The sequence below is a fragment of the Cellvibrio chitinivorans genome (genome assembly GCF_035117775.1).
In the GTDB taxonomy this organism is placed as follows: Bacteria; Pseudomonadota; Gammaproteobacteria; order Pseudomonadales; family Cellvibrionaceae; genus Cellvibrio; species Cellvibrio chitinivorans.
The window spans coordinates 104,795-120,499 of the sequence record NZ_JAYKKN010000008.1 but is presented as its reverse complement, the minus strand read 5'-3'; the positions used below and the strand labels follow the sequence as shown (position 1 = coordinate 120,499).

Genomic DNA, 15,705 nt, shown 5'->3' with positions numbered 1-15,705 from the left:
ACGGGAAATAAATTGCCTTGAGTAACGGCTTCCCCTTTCTTGTAGTACATAAAAAAAGCCCGCATCAAAACGATGCGGGCATTTTCTCAAATCAAAACCCTGGGCTCTAGGGTTTTGACACAGTCTCTTTGGCGCCCATTTTTATGTGTGAGTATTTATCTCGATCAGGGGAGATCAGGTTTTTGTGCGGCTGTCAGGTGGAAAGTCTGCAATCGCTTTAAGTTCCATCACTTTTCCGTCACGAATAATCCGGAAAGCAATTTCAGCATTAGGTTGAATGTTGCCGAGAGAGTTTCTGAGCGATTGCTCAGTGACCAGTGCGATATTGTCGATATGGGTAATCACATCATTCAATTTAAATCCGGCTTTTTCAGCAGGGCTGCCTGGTTCGATTTCGATAACCAATAGACCATTGGTGCCCAGTGTGCGCAGTTGTTCGGGGGATAGGTAACTGATTCCTATGCCTAACCAACCGCGTCTGACTCCGCCAAACTCTACAATTTGTTTAAGTGAGTTCATAGCCTTATCAACCGGCAGTGCAAAGCTGATCCCGAATGATGCACCGGTTTCATCGAGCATGGCGGTGTTGATGCCAATCAAATTGCCATTGGCGTCTATTAAGGCTCCGCCCGAGTTACCGGGGTTGATGGCAGCATCTGTTTGAATAAAGCTCTCGGCGCTATTGATGCCGAGGTTCCAGCGGCCGGTTGCGCTCACAATGCCCTGACTCACACTTTGGCCAACCCCGAAAGGGTTGCCGATTGCCAAAACTACATCGCCTACGCGGATGTTGTCGGCGTTGCCGAGGGTGATGGCGGAAATATTCTCCAGTTGAATTTTAAGTACTGCCAAGTCGTTAATCTTGTCGACGCCAATCAGCTCTGCTGATGTCACTCGGCCATCGTAAAGCAGTACAGCAATACGGTCGGCGCCATTAATCACGTGGTTGTTGGTAAGGATTAGGCCGCTGCCATCAACAATCACCCCTGAGCCGAGCGTTTTTTGCATGCGCTCTTGCTGCGGCGTATTGGAGTTGTTGTACAGGTGGCGAAAAAAGGGATTGTTAGACAGGTTTTGATTGCGTTGCACCACCCGTTTTTCGGTATACACATTCACTACTGCGGGAGCAGCGCGATTAACTGCATCGGCATAGGATACAACGCCGACTGGCAGGTTGAGGTTGGGGGTAGGTGCAGGAGGTTGGCTGCCGCGCAGCTGAGGGAAGAGTAGTAGCGCGAGCAATGCGATGATGACGCCTGCAGCAATGGGCCAGCTAATAAACTGCAGCAAGCGTTGTAGGAACATGTAAAACGTCTCCGTCGATATTGTTATTGCCAACAAAAACCCCGCACTGCGCGGGGTTTGTACATCTATTTCGACGTCCTGTTCGCGGTCAAATCCGTGAATGCTAGTAGCGCATCAATTAATAGCGATTAGCTTTGCCGTCAAAGTCAAAATCATCGGCCGATTCAGTTGGCATGCGCGCATGAGTGTTGTCATCACGCAGGTCGTAATCTTCGCTCAGCATGCCTTTGGCGCCCGGAGCTTTAGGTGCCCAATCGCGCGGTGGCTCAATGCGTTGTTCGGTGACATAGGCTTTGCTATCTGGGCTCAGTCCGGTGTTGGCAGAATCGAGAATCTGACGGCTGATTGCTGGAGTAGCCAGCTTCAACGCACCATTGGCCAAATGCTCGTGAACTTCGCGATAGGCGTGAGTCAGGTTGTTAACCAGTTGCGATGTTTGTGCAAAGTGCTCGGCAACGTCGCGTTGATAGCCTTGCAGTGAGTTTTCGGCTTCGTGCAAACGCTGCTCTATACCTTGTCCGAGGAATTTTTCGCGGAATACATAGGTGATCAAAACGCCAAGGCCGGCGCCTGCGATTAAACAAACCAAACCGGTAATAACTAATGCACTGGATGAATACACAAAAATCTCCTGCTGGGTATTGCGATGGCTCGGGCGATATATGGCCGAGGTCGTTGATATTTCTATTATAAGTCCATTTTCTCATTAAAATGGGCAAAAATTATTGAGTGCGTATGTTTGTGTTTAATTGTCGAGGTTATTGATGATGTTTCCTTTTGCCAGAGAGCAGGATGTGTTTATCCCCGGGCCTGCGGGTCAGTTGCAAGCGGTGATTCATCATGGGGATGAATCCGGGCAATTTGCGGCACGCAACCTGCTGGTCGTTATTTGTCATCCGCATCCGGTGCATGGCGGCACTATGGACAATAAAGTAGTGACCACTTTGATGCGCACCTATCGCGATTTGGGAATCCATGTGCTGCGTTTTAACTTTCGCGGCGTGGGCAAAAGTGAGGGTGTTTTTGATAACGCAATTGGCGAGCTGGATGATCTTTTGGCAGTGACCAGCTGGGTGGAGCAAGAGTTGCCGGATTCGGCGTTACTGTTGGCGGGATTTTCATTCGGTTCCTCAATTGCTGCCCAGATAAGCTACAAGGTGGGGGTACTACAGCATCTAACCTTGGTGGCGCCGCCAGTGGAGCGTTATCCCTATGATCGCGATGGTCGCTTTCCCTGCGCACTGGCGGTAATTCAGGGGGATAAGGATGAGCGAGTAATCGCGGAAGGGGTTTATCAGTGGGTTGCGGCTCTGCAAAGTCCGGCGGAGTTATTGCGCTACCCTGAGGCAGGGCACTTTTTTCACGGATATCTTACACAGCTAAAAACCGATTTGACTCAGGTGCTGCAACGGCAAATCGCCTAGTAGATTCCTTCTGGCAAAAACGCAAACTGCACAAAAACTAATGCGCCACTAGCGGCTTATCGCTAAAGTGGCGCCCAGTATTGATAAGCCTTCTTTATATATGACTGTATCTTCTTTATCTCCCCAGAATTTATCCCCTTTGGCGCGTTACCAGCGTGATCTGCAGCGCCCGGAATTCCGTCGTGACTCTGCGCAAGCAGCGGCCGTTGATCATCTTCAGCATCTTTATGAGCAGTTGGTGGCGGCATGGCAGTCTGAACGGGAAGAGTCCGGTTTGGGCGGCTTCTTCAAGCGACTGACTGGTGGTGCAAAGCAGCGGCAATTGGTGCGCGGCCTGTATTTTTGGGGTGGGGTGGGGCGCGGCAAAACCTATCTCATGGATAATTTTTACGAGAGCCTGCCCTTCGAGCAAAAACTGCGCGCGCATTTCCATCGCTTTATGCGCCGTGTGCACGCTGAACTTAAAAAGCTTGATGGCCAGAAAAATCCGCTTAAACAAGTGGCTGATATTATCGCTGCAGAGGCGCGGGTGATTTGTTTCGATGAGTTTTTTGTGTCTGATATCACTGATGCGATGATTCTCGGCACCTTGATGGAAGAGTTGTTTGCGCGTGGTGTCACATTGGTTGCAACCTCCAATATAGTTCCTGATGGCCTATATAAGGATGGCTTGCAGCGTGCGCGCTTCTTGCCCGCTATCGCTCTACTCAATCAACATACGCTGGTGGTGAATGTCGATGGCGGTGTGGATTATCGTCTGCGCGCTTTGGAGCAGGCCGAGCTTTACCATTCTCCTTTAGATAAAGAGGCAGATCAGAGTCTGATGGCTAGCTTCAAGAGCTTGTTATCGGCCAATGCTGAGGTGAGTGAGAATATTGAGCTTGAGGTAGAGGGGCGGTTGATTCGTTCGCGCTACCTTAGTGAAGGTATTGTCTGGTTCGATTTTGTTGAATTGTGTGATGGCCCGCGTTCGCAAAACGACTATATCGAGCTGGCGCGCGAATATCATTCGGTCATTTTGAGTAATGTGCCGGGTTTGGGGCGGGCTAACGATGATCAGGCGCGCCGCTTTGTTAATCTGGTTGATGAGTTTTACGACCGGCAGGTCAAGCTGGTGATTTCTGCCGAACGGCCGCTTGCGGAGCTTTACTCCACTGGCAAGTTGGATTTTGAGTTTCAGCGAACTGTTAGTCGTTTGCTGGAGATGCAAAGTCACGAGTATCTGGCGCGGCCGCATCGCCCTGAATAATCAGGTCAAATAGTGGTTGAAAAACAGGCATTGGCTGTGTAGTATGCTGCCTCCCTATTTTAGGGGCGTTTATCTATCTAAATTAGTTCCACATCCAATTAGGCAGGAATAACATGAAGACCTATATTGCCAAAGCAGAATCTGTCTCTCAGGACTGGTTCATCGTGGATGCGGCGGGAAAAACCCTCGGCCGTTTATCTGCGGAAATTGCTTCACGCTTGCGTGGCAAGCACAAGCCAGAATTCACTCCACACGTTGATACCGGTGATTACATCGTTGTAATCAACGCTGCTCAAGTGCGCGTGACTGGCCGTAAAGCGACTGACAAGATGTATTACTCTCACACTGGTTTTGTGGGTGGCATCAAGTCAATCAGCTTCCAAAAGTTGATTGAAAAAGCGCCAGAGCGCACCATCGAAACTGCCGTTAAAGGTATGTTGCCGAAAGGTCCACTGGGTCGTGCTATGTTCAAAAAACTGAAAGTTTATGCAGGTAATGAGCATCCACATGCTGCTCAGCAACCTAAAGAACTGAACATCTAAGGGGAGCTGACATGTCTGCACAATTTTACGGCACCGGCCGTCGCAAAACCTCTACTGCTCGTGTGTTCATCACTGCAGGTACTGGTGCAATTACTGTTAATGATCGTCCTTTGGATGAATACTTTGGTCGTCCAGTTGCGCGCATGGTTGTTCGTCAGCCATTGGAACTGGTTGGTCTGGTAGAAAAATTTGACGTGAATGTTACTGTCTCTGGTGGCGGTAGCTTTGGTCAAGCTGGTGCGATTCGTCACGGTTTGACTCGCGCTCTGATGGAGTACGATGAGTCTCTGCGTAGCGAATTGCGCAAAGCTGGTTACGTTACTCGCGACTCTCGCGAAGTTGAGCGTAAGAAGGTTGGTCTGCGTAAAGCACGTAAGAAGCCACAATTCTCCAAGCGTTAATGGTTTTCTTCAGTCGGTTTATGGCTGGCTGGAGGCAATCAATAAAAGCGCCCAAGTCTTTACTGGCTTGGGCGTTTTTTTACGTCTAAAATTAACCTTCTATAACCCACTGAATGTGTGTGGTTATTCTTGTAAGCAGAGCGTTAATTCATTAACATTGCCCGCCTTTTCTTGAGTCACCCAATATTCCTTCGTTCGCAGGCTTTGAGCGGTATTTAGTTCAAGTCGCAGGACGATTTTAGGCAAATTGCTAGCCGTGTTTAGGGGAGAAAATCGTCATGAGTAATGACGCAGTAAATCAAACGCGCCGTCGCGTATTAATCGGAGCCACGTGTGCTGTGGGTGCGGTTGGTGTTGTGGGTGCCGCAGTTCCGTTTGTGGGTTCCTGGAACCCAAGTGCCAAGGCGAAAGCTGCTGGTGCACCGGTAAAGTACAATATTAGCAAAATTGAACCGGGCGCTATGGTCACTGTTGAGTGGCGTGGTAAGCCGGTGTTTATCGTGCGTCGTACTCAGGCTGCCTTGGATAGCCTGAAGAAAGTTGAAGCCGAAGGTATTCTGCTCGATGCAGATTCTAATGAGCCGCAACAACCTGAATACGCTAAAAACCCTGAGCGTGCTATCAATAAAGAATTTGCGATTATGTTGGGGGTTTGTACGCATTTGGGATGTGCTCCCATGTATCGCCCTGATGTAGGTGCTGCTGATTTGGGCGGCGAAAAATGGCAGGGTGGTTTCTTTTGCCCTTGTCACGGTTCCAAATACGATTTAGCGGGACGTGTATATAAAGCGGTTCCTGCTCCGCTGAATCTGGAGGTTCCTCCTCATCGTTATGAAAGCGATGCTGTTGTTGTGATTGGCGAAGATCAGGGGGCATAAGATGAATTGGTTAACAGGTTTGTGGCAGTGGGTCGATAAGCGCCTCCCAGTACAGCGTGCTTGGGATACCCATATGGGCAAGTATTACGCGCCCAAAAACTTCAACTTCTGGTATTTCTTTGGGGTTCTCTCTCTGCTGGTATTAGTTAACCAATTGGTGACTGGTATTTGGTTGACTATGAGTTTCAACCCTTCTGCTGAAGGCGCGTTCGCGTCTGTTGAATACATCATGCGCGATGTGGATTTTGGTTGGCTGCTGCGTTATATGCACTCCACCGGCGCATCAGCATTCTTCGTTGTGGTTTATCTGCATATGTTCCGCGGCATGATGTACGGTTCGTACAAGGCGCCACGCGAGTTGGTGTGGATCTTCGGTATGACTATCTATCTGGTGCTGATGGCAGAAGCCTTTATGGGGTACGTACTGCCTTGGGGTCAGATGTCTTACTGGGGCGCGCAGGTAATTGTATCCCTGTTCGGCGCTATTCCCGGTATCGGTGAAGACTTGGTGCAATGGATTCGCGGTGACTACCTGATCTCTGGTATTACCCTGAACCGTTTCTTTGCGCTGCACGTAGTTGCACTGCCAATCGTATTGTTAGCGCTGGTGGTGATGCACATTCTGGCACTGCACGAAGTGGGTTCTAACAACCCTGACGGCGTTGAGATCAAAAAGAACAAAGATGAAAACGGTATTCCACGCGATGGCGTTCCTTTCCATCCGTTCTACACAGTTCATGACTTGGTTGGTATTACCGTATTCCTGTTTGCTTTCTGCTTCATCATGTTCTTTATGCCAGAGATGGGCGGTTTCTTCCTTGAATACGCCAACTTTGAAGAAGCGAACAACCTGAAAACCCCGACCCATATTGCGCCAGTTTGGTATTTCACTCCTTTCTACGCAGTATTGCGTGCAGTAACTCTGCAAATCGAAGTAGGCCCGATGGTATTGACGGCGAAACTGCTTGGTTTTGTGGCTATGGGCGCTGCTATTGCCTTGTTGTTTGTTCTGCCTTGGTTGGATCGCAGCAAAGTAAAATCCATGCGTTATCGCGGTCATATCCCACGCATCATGTTGATTGCGTTCGCAGCTATGTTCGTAGTGTTGGGTTACTTGGGAGTTAAATCGCCAACTGAAGGTAGAACTCTGTTGTCGCAAATCGCTACTGCTTTCTACTTCGCTTACTTCCTGACTATGCCGGTTTGGACTACTACCAGTTCAGATAAGACCAAATCCAAACTGTCTTGGGTTGCGTGCGGTGTATTTGCGGTGATCTTTGCTTGGATGGGTATCTCCTACATCGGTGACTTCAAGGCTGGCCATATTCCAGCTCTGTTGATGTTCTTGTGTTTTGTTCTGGCTGTTATCTTCGCGGTATTGCCGATGTTGGCTGCGCGCGATAAAGATTTGGTTGAGCCAACTCGCACTCAAGCTAAAGGTCTGCCGGGTTTGGTGGTTGCCGCTGGTTTTGTGCTGTTCCTGATTCTGGCAGTTGTTCCAATCAAAGTGGTAGCAGCTGAAGGTGCCTTCCACTGCGGGACTATTCCTTGTGATGTGATGGAACCCGATCTGGAGAACAAAGAGTCTCTGCAGCGCGGTGCCAAGTACTTTGCAAACTACTGTATGGGTTGTCACTCGGCAAAATACTCACGCTTTGAGCGTGTTGCCGATGACTTGGATATTCCCCACAGCGTGATGGAGCAAAACCTGATTTTCGGTGATCAGCGTATTGGTCAATTGATGGAAATCGCCATGAAGCCGCAGCAAGGCAAAGTCTGGTTTGGTGTTGCTCCACCGGATCTGACCTTGGTTGCACGTGCTCGTTCACCTGAGTGGCTGTACACCTACCTGCGCAACTTCTATAAAGATGAAACGCGTCCTTGGGGTGTTAACAACCGTGTGTTCCCGAACGTGGGTATGCCGCACGTGTTGATTGGCCCGCAAGGTTTGCTGGAGTGCGGTGCTGGTCCAAAACTGAATCATCACGGCGGCGCTTTGCGCAACGATGTGGGTGAAGTGGTAGTGGATGAGCATTGCGGTGCTTTGAAAGAAGGCAAAATCAAAGGTTCTATGTCTCAGGCTGAGTTTGATGAGGCGGTATATGATCTAGTGAACTTCCTTGAGTATGTTGCTGAGCCTATCGCGGTTAAGCGTCAGTCGATTGGTTTGTATGTACTCGGATTCCTGGTGATCCTATTTATCTTTGTCTACTTCCTGAATCGCGAATTCTGGCGAGATATTCACTGATAACAAAAACGGGCGACTTAGGTCGCCCGTTTTGCTTTTGGCTCGATTAAATTGAGCCTCACACAAAATACCTGTAAGTTGTCGCCGGTATTCATTTGAACAGCTAAGGAACTCTCTATGTCCATGACCTCCAGTCGCCCTTATTTTTTGCGTGCCATCTACGAATGGATATTGGACAACAATTGCACTCCTCATATTTTGGTTGATGCCCATGTGCAGGGCACGCAAGTGCCGCAACAGCATGTGAATAAAGATGGCCAGATCATCCTGAATATTTCCCCATCTGCCATTAAAGACTTTTTTATGGATAACACCGCGGTATCGTTTAACGCGCGTTTTAGTGGTGTCGTTAATAATTTATATGTGCCTTGCGGGGCGATTTTAGGGATTTATGCGCGTGAAAACGGCCAAGGCATGATGTTCGAACCAGAGACAAATCCACAGCCACCAGTGCCGCCATCTCCTGCACCTACCCGTCCTGAGCCTGTATCCCCCTCGGGAGCAGCACCAAAGGCCAAGCGCCCTGGGCTTAGAGTCGTCAAATAACGGTAAGCCTGAGAGCTCAACGAGCCAGTTAAAAAACACCAGCTTCGGCTGGTGTTTTCATTTGTGCATGAGAAAAGGCTGCGGAAAATATTGTGACGATTCAAAGACATTTTTGTGACAAAAAACTCTGTTTGGTCATATTACTGTCATATTTGCTGGATAAAGTGGCCGCCAATGGAGAGGGAAAGTCTCTTCATCAACACGCAAAATTGATTATTCACGAATGACTAAACGGAGCGCTCTATGAACGCTATGAAGATTATCAAAGGGTTGGTATTGGCCGGCTCTATGGTGTGTGCAGCCGCGCTGCAAGCAGCGGTTGACCCAAAATTGCCAGAGTACAAGGCGGTAACTGGTGTATCAGGTAACGTGAACTCTATCGGTTCCGATACCCTCAACAACCTGATGACCCTCTGGGCGGAAGACTTCAAAAAAGTCTATCCAAACGTGAACATCCAAATCCAGGGTGCCGGTTCTTCTACTGCACCACCAGCGTTGACTGAAGGTACTGCGAACTTCGGCCCAATGAGCCGCATGATGAAAACTGAAGAGATTCAGGCGTTTGAAGCCAAGCACGGCTACAAACCAACCGCAGTGCCAGTGGCTATCGACGTATTGGCTGTTTACGTGAATAAAGATAACCCGATCAAAGGTTTAACCATTCCTCAAGTCGATGCCATTTTCTCTGCTACCCGCAAATGTGGCGGTGCTAAAGACATCGTTCGCTGGGGTGAAGTAGGTTTGACTGGCGCTTGGGAAAACCGCGATTTCACCATTTACAGCCGTAACGCCGTATCGGGTACCTACGGTTACTTTAAAGATGAAGCTCTGTGTAAAGGCGATTACAAAGCCAGCGTACTTGAGCAACCAGGTTCTGCATCTGTAGTGCAAGGTGTTTCCGAGTCTATCAACGGTATTGGTTATTCAGGTATTGGTTACATCACTTCAGGTGTTAAAGCGGTACCTTTGGCCAAGAAAGAAGGCCAACCTTTTGTAACTGCTGAAGCGTCTCACGCGCTTGACGGTTCTTATCCGCTGTCACGTGTGCTTTATATGTACATCAACAAGCACCCGAACCGCCCGCTGGATGCAATCCAATTGGAATTCATCAAGCTGGTTCTGTCCAAGCAAGGTCAAGAAACTGTAGTGCGCGATGGTTACATCCCGCTGCCAGCAACCATGGTGACCAAGGCTCTGGCTGAGTTTCAATAAGCACCATGTGTGATCGAAAAAACGCCGACTTAGTTCGGCGTTTTTTTATGCAAGTCATCACTAAAAAAGATGACAGAAATATGACAAAGATCTGGTGTTTGTAACAAAAGTGTCATTTTTGGTTGTTAGCATTTCCACGCCAGATAACTCAGGTGAGTAGACCATGTCCGAATCAGCCGCAGTGGCCAAGCCAACTCAGAGCTTGATGCCAACAACCGAGCAGCGCAGCCGCCTGCGTCGCATTCGTCAATTTAAAGATAAGCTATCGCGCTACGGGGTAATGACTGCCGGTTTGGCGGTAGTTTTTTCTTTGGGATTGATTTTTTTCTACCTGTTTTCCGAGATCGCGCCTCTGTTTCGCGGGGCATCGGTTGAGATTACCCATCAATACACGCCGACGCAGTTGCAGCAGACTGAAGCCGATGCCACAGAATACCTAACCTTGGAGCGCTACGAAGAAATCGGAGCCAGTTTCAAGCGTAGCGGTGCAGTGAATTTCTTTTCAGTGAACGATGGCAGTCAAATTCTGAATGCCCAAATTCCGGTGAGCGAAGGTGCGACCTTTACCCGTTTGGCGACCAGTACGCCCGACCAAGGTCTGATTGCCTACGGTTACAGCAATGGTCAGGTAGCTTTGGCCAAGGTGAATTACGCACTTAGCTATCCCAACGACAAACGCAAAATCACTCCAAGTCTGGTTTTCCCGCTGGGCGAAAACACTTTGCAGTTGGACGAGCAGGGTGCGGCCATTACCCAGTTGGCGGTGCAGGATTCGTCCAGCGGTATTTTGTTGGGGGCACTGACTGCCGATAAGCGCCTGTTATTGGGCGTGTTTAGCAGCAATACCAATATGATCACCGGCGAAGAAACGCTCAGCCAAGAGATTTTCACTCTGCCTGCGTTGCCCGAAGGTGTAACGCCGATTGCTATTCAAGTCGATGAAAGTGCGCAGCATTTCATCGTTGCCGACGACAAAGCCCAGCTGTGGCTGTACAACATCATCAACCCTAGCGCGCCAGTGCGTCAGGCACCGGTTGCTGTGCCGGGCGGTAAAATTACTGCGATGGAGTTTTTGGTAGGTACAGCTTCATTGGTGATAGGCACGGATCAGGGTGAGGTCAGCCAATGGTTTTTGGTGCGCAACAGCGACAACGTGTATGAAGTGAAATTTGTGCGCGCATTTGATTCGCTTGAGGGCGCAGTTGTCCGTGTAACTCCCGAGCACGCTCGCCGCGGCTTTTGGGTCAGCGACGACAAAGGCAATGTCGGCATCTATTACGGCACCTCCGAGCGCACCCTGTTCCTCGACGAGTTAAGTGATAAATCCATAGTGCAGATGGCCGTTTCGCCCATCCATAACCGCGCGCTTTTGCTCGATGACAGCAACAATCTGGCGGTAGCCGATGTGTGGAACAAGCACCCAGAAGTGTCGTTCAGTTCACTCTGGCAAAAGGTTTGGTACGAAGGGCGTGAGTCGCCCGAGTACATCTGGCAGGCGTCTTCAGGTAGCGATAATTTTGAAGCCAAGATGAGCTTTGTGCCGCTCTCGGTCGGCACCCTGAAAGCCGCATTTTTCGCCATGCTGTTTGCTATCCCGCTGGGCGTGGCCGGTGCTATCTACACCGCTTACTTTATGACGCCCAAACTGCGCGGCTTGGTAAAACCCACCATCGAAATTATGGAGGCCTTGCCGACGGTAATCCTCGGTTTCCTTGCTGGTCTCTGGTTGGCGCCGTTTGTGGAAAACCATCTGCCGGCTATCTTTGCGATTTTGATTGCCTTACCGGTGATCATGATTGTCACCGGTTATATCTGGAGCCGCTGCCCCGAATCCCTGCGCACCAGTGTGCCCGAAGGTTGGGAAGCGGCGATTTTGATTGTGCCGATCATCCTTACCGTATGGCTGTGTGTGGCGCTTAGCCCAATGACCGAAGTTCTGGTATTTGGCGGCAGCATGCGCCAGTGGTTTACCGAAAATGGCATCGACTACAGCCAGCGCAATGCTTTAGTTGTGGGAATTGTGATGGGCTTTGCGGTGATCCCGACTATCTTTTCCATCGCTGAAGATGCCGTATTCAGTGTGCCGCGCCACTTGACTCAAGGCTCGCTGGCGCTGGGCGCCACTCGCTGGCAAACCGTAGTGGGCGTGGTATTGCCGACCGCCAGCCCCGGTATTTTCTCCGCGATGATGATGGGCTTCGGCCGCGCCGTGGGCGAAACCATGATTGTGCTGATGGCGACCGGTAACAGCCCGATTGTTAACTTCAATATCTTTGAAGGGATGCGCACTTTCTCCGCCAACATTGCGGTGGAACTGCCGGAAACGGCGGTGGCGAGTACCCACTTCCGTGTCCTGTTCCTTGCAGCCCTTGTGCTTCTGGCGCTGACGTTTGTAGTGAATACTTTGGCTGAAGTAATTCGCCAACGTCTTCGCAAGCGTTACAGCAATCTGTAATTGGGTGAGATTCGATGAAAAAACTGACATCTAGACAGACCTCCTGGTTTCAAAGCGGCTCACCTTGGGTCTGGCTCAATGGTGGCGCGGTTGCGCTGAGCATGATCATGGTAGTTGGACTGCTGGGGTTGATTGCCATCCGAGGCTTCGGCCACTTCTGGCCAGCAGATATTTTGCAAACCTCGGTAACTGATCGCAGCGGGCAGCAACACATCATCATGGGTGAGTTCGTGCGCGATGAAGTCATCACTGCTGCGGTTGCACGCGACGGTGGTTATGAAGTACCTGACGATCTGGAAGTGATTACCCGTCACCTGATCAAACTGGGCAACCGCGATATCAGCGGACGCGATTTTGTCTGGTTTCTCGATATGGGAATGGGCAAATGGGAGTACCCAGCTGATGCTGTGTCGATCGAGCGTCGTGAGTGGGGCAACTTCTACGGTTATCCCGTTGCGATTCAGGATAATGGCGCACAAGTAAGCAAGCTGGGCGACCAAAACTTCTGGCAGGAGCTGGATAAGCGTTTGGAGCGCGCGCTGGAGTTGCACGAACAGGTTTCGCGTATTGAGAAAGTCGATATTGGTCGCATCAACAACGGTATGGATGAACTGCGCCTTGAGCGTCGCCGTATGGAGTTGGATGGCGTGAAAGGTGAGGCTATGGCCTTGGCTGATGCCGATATGGCCGAGCGCCGCGCTGCGCTGGAAGCCGAGTATTCACTGATCAAAACCAAACGCGATGAAATTCTCGCCCAGGCTACACGCGACAAGTTGCAGGTGCGCACGGCCGATGGCAAGCAAACCGTGATTGGTTTCGACCATATAGTGCGCGTGACGCGCCCGAACGAACTGGGCGTAATGGGCAAGCTGGCGCAGTATGCAGATCGTTTGTGGGAGTTTCTGGCCGACGAACCGCGTGAAGCAAACACTGAAGGCGGTATCTTCCCCGCGATTTTCGGAACCATCACTATGGTGATTGTGATGTCGATCATGGTGACACCATTGGGTGTGCTGGCAGCGATTTACCTGCGTGAATACGCCAAGCAAGGCACTGTGCTCAAGTTGATCCGCATCTCGGTTTACAACCTTGCCGGTGTTCCTTCGATTGTGTACGGCGTATTTGGTCTGGGCTTTTTTGTGTACATCCTCGGCGGCAATATCGACCAGTTGTTTTACCCTGAATCCCTACCGTCACCAACCTTTGGTACGCCGGGGTTGTTCTGGGCATCGCTCACCTTGGCGCTGCTGACGCTGCCGATTGTGATTGTGTCGACCGAAGAAGGTTTGTCGCGTATTCCAAGCACCATTCGCCAAGGCAGTCTTGCACTGGGTGCGACTAAAGCAGAAACCCTGTGGAAAGTGGTAGTGCCGCTCGCAACCCCAGCAATGATGACCGGTTTGATTCTGGCGATTGCCCGCGCTGCCGGTGAAGTGGCACCGCTGATGCTGGTAGGCGTAGTAAAACTGGCGCCGGCATTACCGGTTGATGGTAATTATCCTTACCTGCACTTGGATCAAAAAATCATGCACTTGGGCTTCCACGTTTACGATGTGGGCTTCCAAAGTCCCAACGTAGAAGCGGCGCGTCCATTGGTCTATGCAACTTCGTTGACGCTGGTATTGCTGATCATTGTGTTGAACATTGCAGCGATCCAAATTCGTAATAATTTGCGCGAGAAATATCGCAGTGCATCGGATTAATCTGCTGCAATAAATTTGTCATGAAATTGAAATAATTTAGTGAATTTTATTTTTGGTTTTTAAAAACAGGCACAACATATGAGTCCGACAGCATTGGTGGAACCGATCAAGCTTGAAGTAAACAATCTCAATTTGTACTACGATCAAAAGCGTGCGTTAAACGGTGTGAGTTTGAAAATACCGGAGAAAAAAGTAACGGCATTTATCGGCCCGTCTGGCTGCGGTAAATCGACTTTGCTGCGCTGCTTTAATCGTATGAATGATTTGGTGGATTCCTGCCGCGTAGAAGGGCAAATCCTGCTCGATGGTCAAAACATTTATGACAAAAGTGTCGATGTGGCAGAGCTGCGCCGCCAAGTGGGAATGGTGTTTCAAAAGCCTAATCCGTTTCCTAAATCGATTTATGAAAACGTGGCCTATGGTCTACGCTTACAGGGTGTTAAGTCCAAGCGCATTCTGGATGAAGTGGTAGAAAAATCCTTAAAAGGCGCTGCACTCTGGGATGAAGTAAAAGATCGTCTGCATGAAAATGCATTTGGTTTATCTGGTGGTCAGCAACAGCGTTTGGTCATCGCGCGCGCAATTGCGATTGAGCCGGAAGTAATTTTGTTGGATGAGCCAGCATCGGCGCTCGATCCAATCTCAACATTGAAAATTGAAGAGTTGATCAACGAGTTAAAGCACCAATACACGATTGTGATTGTAACGCACAGCATGCAACAGGCAGCGCGCGTTTCTGATTACACCGCGTTTATGTACATGGGTGATCTGATTGAGCATGGGTTGACTGACACGCTCTTTACCAATCCCACTCACAAACAAACAGAAGATTACATCACCGGCCGTTACGGTTAATGCGGAGGCGCATCATGGTTATGGATATTACGAGTCACACTCATCACATCTCACAACAATTTAATATCGAGCTGGAAGCCATTCGCACCCATTTGTCCGAAATGGGCGGCATGGCACAGCGTCAGGTTAACGATGCAATTCAAGCGTTGATTGATGCCGATGTTGAGCGCGCCGAGCAAGTTGTGCGCGCGGATTTTAAAGTTAACTCAATGGAAATGGCGATAGATGAAGAGTGCACGCGCATTCTCGCTCGCCGTCAACCGGCCGCGAGTGATTTGCGTTTGGTGATCGCCGTTACCAAAGCGATTACCGACTTGGAGCGTATCGGCGACGAGGCAACAAAAATCGCGCGTCAGGCCATTTCAATGAATAAAGATGGTCAATCGCCACGCGGTTACATTGAAGTGCGTCATATTGGTGGGCACGTTTCGCGTATGTTGCAAGATGCGCTGGATGCGTTCGCGCGCCTGGACATGGATTTGGCACTGAACGTGGTGCAAACCGATAAACAAGTCGATATGGAATACGGCTCAGCCATGCGCGAGCTGGTGACGTTTATGATCGAAGATCCGCGCAGCATTACGCGCGTGTTGAGCATCATGTGGTCGCTGCGCGCACTGGAGCGCATTGGCGACCATGCGCGCAATCTGGCGCAGTACGTGATTTATCTGGTGAAGGGTGAAGACGTGCGTCACTCCAATGTGGAAGAGATCACCGAGAATCTCAACAGCAAGGAATAAACAGCGAGAGCAATTGTCGGCAAAGGTTGAGCCAGCTTGGCTTACAGCATATTTTTTGCGTGACTAAACTGGCGTCCTCTTGTTAAATAACCCGCGTCTGCGTGCAGGCGCGGGTTTTTTTATTTTCAGATCACATGGGGTGTCCGT

General features: G+C 50.0%; 14 protein-coding genes. 12 read left to right on the top strand and 2 right to left on the bottom strand.

Going from position 1 to position 15,705, the window contains the following annotated elements; translation table 11 throughout:
- Positions 1-174: 174 nt before the first annotated feature.
- Positions 175-1,305: a trypsin-like peptidase domain-containing protein gene (locus tag SPL68_RS17195; protein ID WP_323816402.1), complete on the bottom strand. Its 1,131-nt coding sequence runs from the start codon at positions 1,303-1,305 to the stop codon at positions 175-177.
- A gap of 118 nt (positions 1,306-1,423) precedes the next feature.
- A complete protein-coding gene (locus SPL68_RS17190) occupies positions 1,424-1,927 on the bottom strand; it encodes a Z-ring associated ZapG family protein (protein WP_323816401.1) in 504 nt (167 codons plus the stop codon).
- Between the two features lie 142 nt (positions 1,928-2,069).
- Here SPL68_RS17190 and SPL68_RS17185 point away from each other — a divergent pair, with 142 nt between their 5' ends.
- The 12 genes from SPL68_RS17185 to phoU all read left to right on the top strand — a co-directional run bounded on the left by SPL68_RS17185 (position 2,070) and on the right by phoU (position 15,558).
- A complete protein-coding gene (locus SPL68_RS17185; RefSeq protein ID WP_323816400.1) occupies positions 2,070-2,729 on the top strand; it encodes an alpha/beta hydrolase in 660 nt (219 codons plus the stop codon).
- Positions 2,730-2,829: 100 nt separating this feature from the next.
- Complete coding sequence (gene zapE / locus SPL68_RS17180) at positions 2,830-3,978, top strand: cell division protein ZapE (RefSeq protein WP_323816399.1); 1,149 nt, start codon at positions 2,830-2,832, stop codon at positions 3,976-3,978.
- A gap of 113 nt (positions 3,979-4,091) precedes the next feature.
- Complete coding sequence (gene rplM / locus SPL68_RS17175) at positions 4,092-4,520, top strand: 50S ribosomal protein L13 (RefSeq protein ID WP_323816398.1); 429 nt, start codon at positions 4,092-4,094, stop codon at positions 4,518-4,520.
- A gap of 11 nt (positions 4,521-4,531) precedes the next feature.
- The gene (gene rpsI, locus SPL68_RS17170) at positions 4,532-4,921 is read left to right on the top strand and encodes a 30S ribosomal protein S9 (protein ID WP_323816397.1); all 390 of its coding nucleotides are present in this window, start codon (positions 4,532-4,534) and stop codon (positions 4,919-4,921) included.
- A gap of 278 nt (positions 4,922-5,199) precedes the next feature.
- The gene (gene petA, locus SPL68_RS17165) at positions 5,200-5,799 is read left to right on the top strand and encodes a ubiquinol-cytochrome c reductase iron-sulfur subunit (protein WP_323816396.1); all 600 of its coding nucleotides are present in this window, start codon (positions 5,200-5,202) and stop codon (positions 5,797-5,799) included.
- A gap of 1 nt (position 5,800) precedes the next feature.
- Positions 5,801-8,047: a ubiquinol-cytochrome c reductase gene (locus tag SPL68_RS17160; protein ID WP_323816395.1), complete on the top strand. Its 2,247-nt coding sequence runs from the start codon at positions 5,801-5,803 to the stop codon at positions 8,045-8,047.
- Between the two features lie 117 nt (positions 8,048-8,164).
- Positions 8,165-8,593: a ClpXP protease specificity-enhancing factor gene (locus SPL68_RS17155; RefSeq protein ID WP_323816394.1), complete on the top strand. Its 429-nt coding sequence runs from the start codon at positions 8,165-8,167 to the stop codon at positions 8,591-8,593.
- A 243-nt stretch (positions 8,594-8,836) separates the two neighbouring features.
- Entirely contained in the window at positions 8,837-9,805 is a 969-nt protein-coding gene (locus SPL68_RS17150; protein ID WP_323816393.1) for a PstS family phosphate ABC transporter substrate-binding protein, read from the top strand.
- Between the two features lie 163 nt (positions 9,806-9,968).
- Positions 9,969-12,260 (top strand): ABC transporter permease subunit, encoded by a 2,292-nt coding sequence (locus SPL68_RS17145; RefSeq protein WP_323816392.1) that lies wholly within the window; start codon positions 9,969-9,971, stop codon positions 12,258-12,260.
- Between the two features lie 14 nt (positions 12,261-12,274).
- Positions 12,275-13,963, top strand: a complete 1,689-nt coding sequence (pstA, locus tag SPL68_RS17140; RefSeq protein WP_323816391.1) for a phosphate ABC transporter permease PstA — start codon at positions 12,275-12,277, stop codon at positions 13,961-13,963.
- Between the two features lie 78 nt (positions 13,964-14,041).
- Positions 14,042-14,818 (top strand): phosphate ABC transporter ATP-binding protein PstB, encoded by a 777-nt coding sequence (gene pstB, locus SPL68_RS17135; protein WP_323816390.1) that lies wholly within the window; start codon positions 14,042-14,044, stop codon positions 14,816-14,818.
- 20 nt (positions 14,819-14,838) lie between these two features.
- On the top strand, positions 14,839-15,558 hold the full coding sequence (gene phoU, locus SPL68_RS17130; protein WP_323816404.1) for a phosphate signaling complex protein PhoU: 720 nt from the start codon (positions 14,839-14,841) through the stop codon (positions 15,556-15,558).
- Positions 15,559-15,705 lie beyond the last annotated feature (147 nt).

What these genes read in the sequence shown, in the direction of transcription:
- SPL68_RS17195 (WP_323816402.1), bottom strand. Translation starts at nt 1,305, where the DNA reads ATGTTCCTACAACGCTTGCTGCAGTTTATTAGCTGGCCCATTGCTGCA.
- SPL68_RS17185 (WP_323816400.1), top strand. Translation starts at nt 2,070, where the DNA reads ATGATGTTTCCTTTTGCCAGAGAGCAGGATGTGTTTATCCCCGGGCCT.
- zapE (WP_323816399.1), top strand. Translation starts at nt 2,830, where the DNA reads ATGACTGTATCTTCTTTATCTCCCCAGAATTTATCCCCTTTGGCGCGT.
- rplM (WP_323816398.1), top strand. Translation starts at nt 4,092, where the DNA reads ATGAAGACCTATATTGCCAAAGCAGAATCTGTCTCTCAGGACTGGTTC.
- rpsI (WP_323816397.1), top strand. Translation starts at nt 4,532, where the DNA reads ATGTCTGCACAATTTTACGGCACCGGCCGTCGCAAAACCTCTACTGCT.
- petA (WP_323816396.1), top strand. Translation starts at nt 5,200, where the DNA reads ATGAGTAATGACGCAGTAAATCAAACGCGCCGTCGCGTATTAATCGGA.
- SPL68_RS17160 (WP_323816395.1), top strand. Translation starts at nt 5,801, where the DNA reads ATGAATTGGTTAACAGGTTTGTGGCAGTGGGTCGATAAGCGCCTCCCA.
- SPL68_RS17155 (WP_323816394.1), top strand. Translation starts at nt 8,165, where the DNA reads ATGTCCATGACCTCCAGTCGCCCTTATTTTTTGCGTGCCATCTACGAA.
- SPL68_RS17150 (WP_323816393.1), top strand. Translation starts at nt 8,837, where the DNA reads ATGAACGCTATGAAGATTATCAAAGGGTTGGTATTGGCCGGCTCTATG.
- SPL68_RS17145 (WP_323816392.1), top strand. Translation starts at nt 9,969, where the DNA reads ATGTCCGAATCAGCCGCAGTGGCCAAGCCAACTCAGAGCTTGATGCCA.
- pstA (WP_323816391.1), top strand. Translation starts at nt 12,275, where the DNA reads ATGAAAAAACTGACATCTAGACAGACCTCCTGGTTTCAAAGCGGCTCA.
- pstB (WP_323816390.1), top strand. Translation starts at nt 14,042, where the DNA reads ATGAGTCCGACAGCATTGGTGGAACCGATCAAGCTTGAAGTAAACAAT.
- phoU (WP_323816404.1), top strand. Translation starts at nt 14,839, where the DNA reads ATGGATATTACGAGTCACACTCATCACATCTCACAACAATTTAATATC.